This is a genomic window from Cellulomonas septica, from assembly GCF_012396155.1.
Taxonomy (GTDB): Bacteria; Actinomycetota; Actinomycetes; order Actinomycetales; family Cellulomonadaceae; genus Cellulomonas; species Cellulomonas septica.
Genome location: NZ_JAAXOY010000395.1, coordinates 1 through 3,261 on the forward strand (window position 1 = coordinate 1; position 3,261 = coordinate 3,261).

General features: G+C 74.6%; 4 protein-coding genes. All 4 read left to right on the top strand.

Annotated features, from left to right (window positions below):
* On the top strand, positions 1 to 645 hold a 645-nt coding region (locus HGA02_RS13810), incomplete at its 5' end, for a tyrosine-type recombinase/integrase (RefSeq protein ID WP_168679494.1).
* Between the two features lie 73 nt (positions 646 to 718).
* Positions 719 to 1,585 (top strand): ParA family protein, encoded by an 867-nt coding sequence (locus HGA02_RS13815; RefSeq protein ID WP_124342195.1) that lies wholly within the window; start codon positions 719 to 721, stop codon positions 1,583 to 1,585.
* The gene (locus HGA02_RS13820; protein ID WP_425483065.1) at positions 1,554 to 2,561 is read left to right on the top strand and encodes a segregation and condensation protein A; all 1,008 of its coding nucleotides are present in this window, start codon (positions 1,554 to 1,556) and stop codon (positions 2,559 to 2,561) included. The genes HGA02_RS13815 and HGA02_RS13820 overlap by 32 nt, the downstream gene beginning before the upstream one ends.
* On the top strand, positions 2,558 to 3,220 hold the full coding sequence (scpB, locus tag HGA02_RS13825) for an SMC-Scp complex subunit ScpB (RefSeq protein ID WP_168679496.1): 663 nt from the start codon (positions 2,558 to 2,560) through the stop codon (positions 3,218 to 3,220). Before HGA02_RS13820 ends, scpB begins: the two co-directional genes overlap by 4 nt.
* Positions 3,221 to 3,261 lie beyond the last annotated feature (41 nt).

Here is a 3,261-nt window from a genome sequence, read left to right on the forward strand (position 1 = left end):
GTCGACGACACGACGTGGTCGGTCCGCGCGCCCGCGCAGCCGCGACGGCTGCCCAAGGCCATCTCGATCGAGGAGGTCGACCGGCTCCTCGACGCCGCCGGGCAGGGCGACGGGCCGCTGCCCGCGCGCGACCGTGCCCTGCTGGAGCTGCTCTACTCGACGGGCGCCCGCATCTCGGAGGTCGTCGGCCTCGACCTGCGCGACGTGGACCGGGCAGAGAGGCGCGCCTCGGTGCGCCTCGCGGCCGGCAACGCCAAGCAGCGGGTCGCGCCGCTGGGGCGCCGCGCGGTGCGCGCGCTCGACGACTACCTCACGGACTCCCGGCCGCTGCTGACCGTCGGCGGGCCGGGCACCGACCGCCTCGCGCTGTTCCTCAACACGCGCGGCGCGCGCCTCAGCCGGCAGAGCGCGTGGGCGGTGCTGCGCAGCGCGGCGCACCGCGCCGGCCTCATCGACGCCGACGGCATCTCGCCGCACACGCTGCGTCACTCGTTCGCCACGCACATGCTCGCCCGCGGGGCCGACGTGCGGGTCGTCCAGGAGCTCCTCGGGCACGCCTCGGTGACGACCACGCAGCTCTACGCGACGTCCCAGGACGACGAGCTGCGCGAGGCGTACGCGGCCGCGCACCCCCACGCCCGGTGAGCGGTCGCCCGAATCGTGTCGGCACGGGCCGTCCTCCGGTGATCGCACGCTCCGCTCGGGTAGGTTGTCCCGCGTGGTGAGCCAGGAGACGACCGAACCGCAGCTCGACGCCGTCGGACGACCGCTGCCCCTCTTCCCGGAGCCGGCTCCGCTCGCGTCGCACGGTCCCGCCCGCGTCATCGCCATGTGCAACCAGAAGGGCGGCGTCGGCAAGACGACGACCACGATCAACCTCGCGGCGGCGCTGGCCGAGTACGGGCGCCGCGTCCTCGTCGTGGACTTCGACCCGCAGGGAGCGGCGTCGGTCGGCCTCGGCGTCAACCCGCACGAGCTCGACCGCACGGTCTACAACCTGCTGATGGAGCGCGACGCGCAGATCGCCGACGTCGTGCGTCCGACGGCCACGCCCGGGCTCGACCTGCTGCCGGCGAACATCGACCTGTCGGCGGCCGAGGTGCAGCTCGTCGGCGAGGTCGCCCGGGAGTCCGTGCTCGCGCGCGTGCTCCGGCCCGTGCTCGACGACTACGACCTCGTGCTCGTCGACTGCCAGCCGTCGCTCGGGCTGCTGACCGTCAACGCGCTCACCGCGGCGCACGGCGTCGTCATCCCGCTCGAGTGCGAGTTCTTCGCGCTGCGCGGCGTCGCGCTGCTCATCGAGACGATCGAGAAGGTCCGCGACCGGCTGAACCCGCGCCTCGAGGTCGACGGCATCCTCGCGACGATGTACGACTCGCGCACGCTGCACGCGCGGGAGGTCGTCGCCCGCGTGCACGAGGCGTTCGGCGACACGCTGCTGCACACCGTGATCGGCCGCACCGTGAAGTTCCCCGACGCGACCGTCGCCGCCGAGCCCATCACCACGTACGCCCCGTCGCACGCGGGTGCGGCGGCCTACCGGCAGCTCGCGCGTGAGCTCGTCGCCCGTGGCGACGCCGCCTGACGAGCGCGCGCTCCCGCCCGAGCAGTCGACCGCCGGCCCGGCGCCGGCGGGCGCGCACGGCTTCGAGGTCCACCTCGACAACTTCAGCGGGCCGTTCGACGTCCTGCTGGGCCTCATCGCGAAGCACAAGCTCGACATCACCGAGGTCGCGCTCGGGCGCGTGACCGACGAGTTCGTCGGCTACATCCGCAACCACGAGCGCGACTGGGACCTCAGCCAGGCGAGCGAGTTCCTGGTCGTCGCCGCGACGCTGCTGGACCTCAAGGCCGCGCGGCTGCTCCCGAGCGCCGAGGTCGAGGACGCCGAGGACCTCGAGCTGCTCGAGGCGCGCGACCTGCTGTTCGCCCGGCTGCTGCAGTACCGCGCGTACAAGCAGGTCGCCGGGTACCTCGCGGAGCGGTTCGCGACCGAGGGGCGCCGGTACCCGCGGACCGTCACGCTCGAGCCGCACCTGGCCGCGCTGCTCCCGGAGCTCGTCTGGCAGGTCGGGCCCGAGGAGCTCGCCAGGCTCGCGGCGCGCGCGCTCGCGCCCAAGCCGGGTCCGCCCGCGGTCGACATCAGCCACCTGCACGCGCCCGCGGTGAGCGTGCGCGAGCAGGCAGCGGTGCTCGTCGACCGGCTGCGGCACGCGGGCGCCGCGTCGTTCCGCTCGCTGACCGCCGACGCCGACGCGACCGTGGTGGTCGTCGCCCGGTTCCTCGCGCTGCTCGAGCTCTTCCGCGAGGGTGCCGTCGCGTTCGACCAGGTGGAGGCGCTCGGGGAGCTGACCGTGCGGTGGACGGGTGCGGCCGAGGGGGACGTGCAGGTGTCCGACGACTTCGACCAGCTCGACACGACCGGGGGAGCGGCAGCGCCGGACGGGACCGTGTTCGACGACGGCGTGCCCGACGACGGCGTGCCCGACGACGCCGTGCCCGACGACTCGGGGCCGGGTCCGGAGGCTCGCACCCTCGCTGACGATGGAGGTCCCGCATGACCGACGACCAGGTCGACGACGACGTCCAGGACGCCGCGGCGTTGGACGCGTCCGTGCCCGACGAGCTCGCGTTCGACGTCGAGGACCTGCCGGGCGGCGCGCTCGCGACGCTCGAGGCGGTGCTCATGGTCGCGGACGAGCCGATCCCGGCCGTGCGGCTCGCGGCGGTGCTGGCGCTGCCCGTCGCGGACGTCGAGGCGCTGCTCGCCGAGCTCGTGGCCGAGTACCGCGGTGAGCGCGGCGGCCGGCCGCGCGGCTTCGAGCTGCGACCCGTCGCGGACGGCTGGCGGATCTACTCGGCACCCGCGTACGCCGACGTCGTCGGGCGCTTCGTCGTCGACGGGCAGACCGCGCGGCTCACGCAGGCGGCGCTCGAGACCCTGGCCGTGGTCGCGTACCGGCAGCCCGTGACGCGCGGTCAGGTGTCGGCGGTGCGCGGGGTCAACGTGGACGGCGTCGTGCGGACGCTCACGGCGCGCGGCCTCGTGGCCGAGGTCGGTACCGAGCCCACGACCGGCGCGGTCCTGTACGGGACCACGGGATACTTCCTGGAGCGCATGGGGGTGTCCAGCCTGGACGAGCTGCCCCCGCTCGCCCCCTACCTGCCGGACATCGACGCGCTGGAAGGCGTCGACCAGGCGATCGGAGAGACCAGATGAGCCCGCAGGAGCGGCGTGGCGGCACGCCCGGCAAGGCGTCC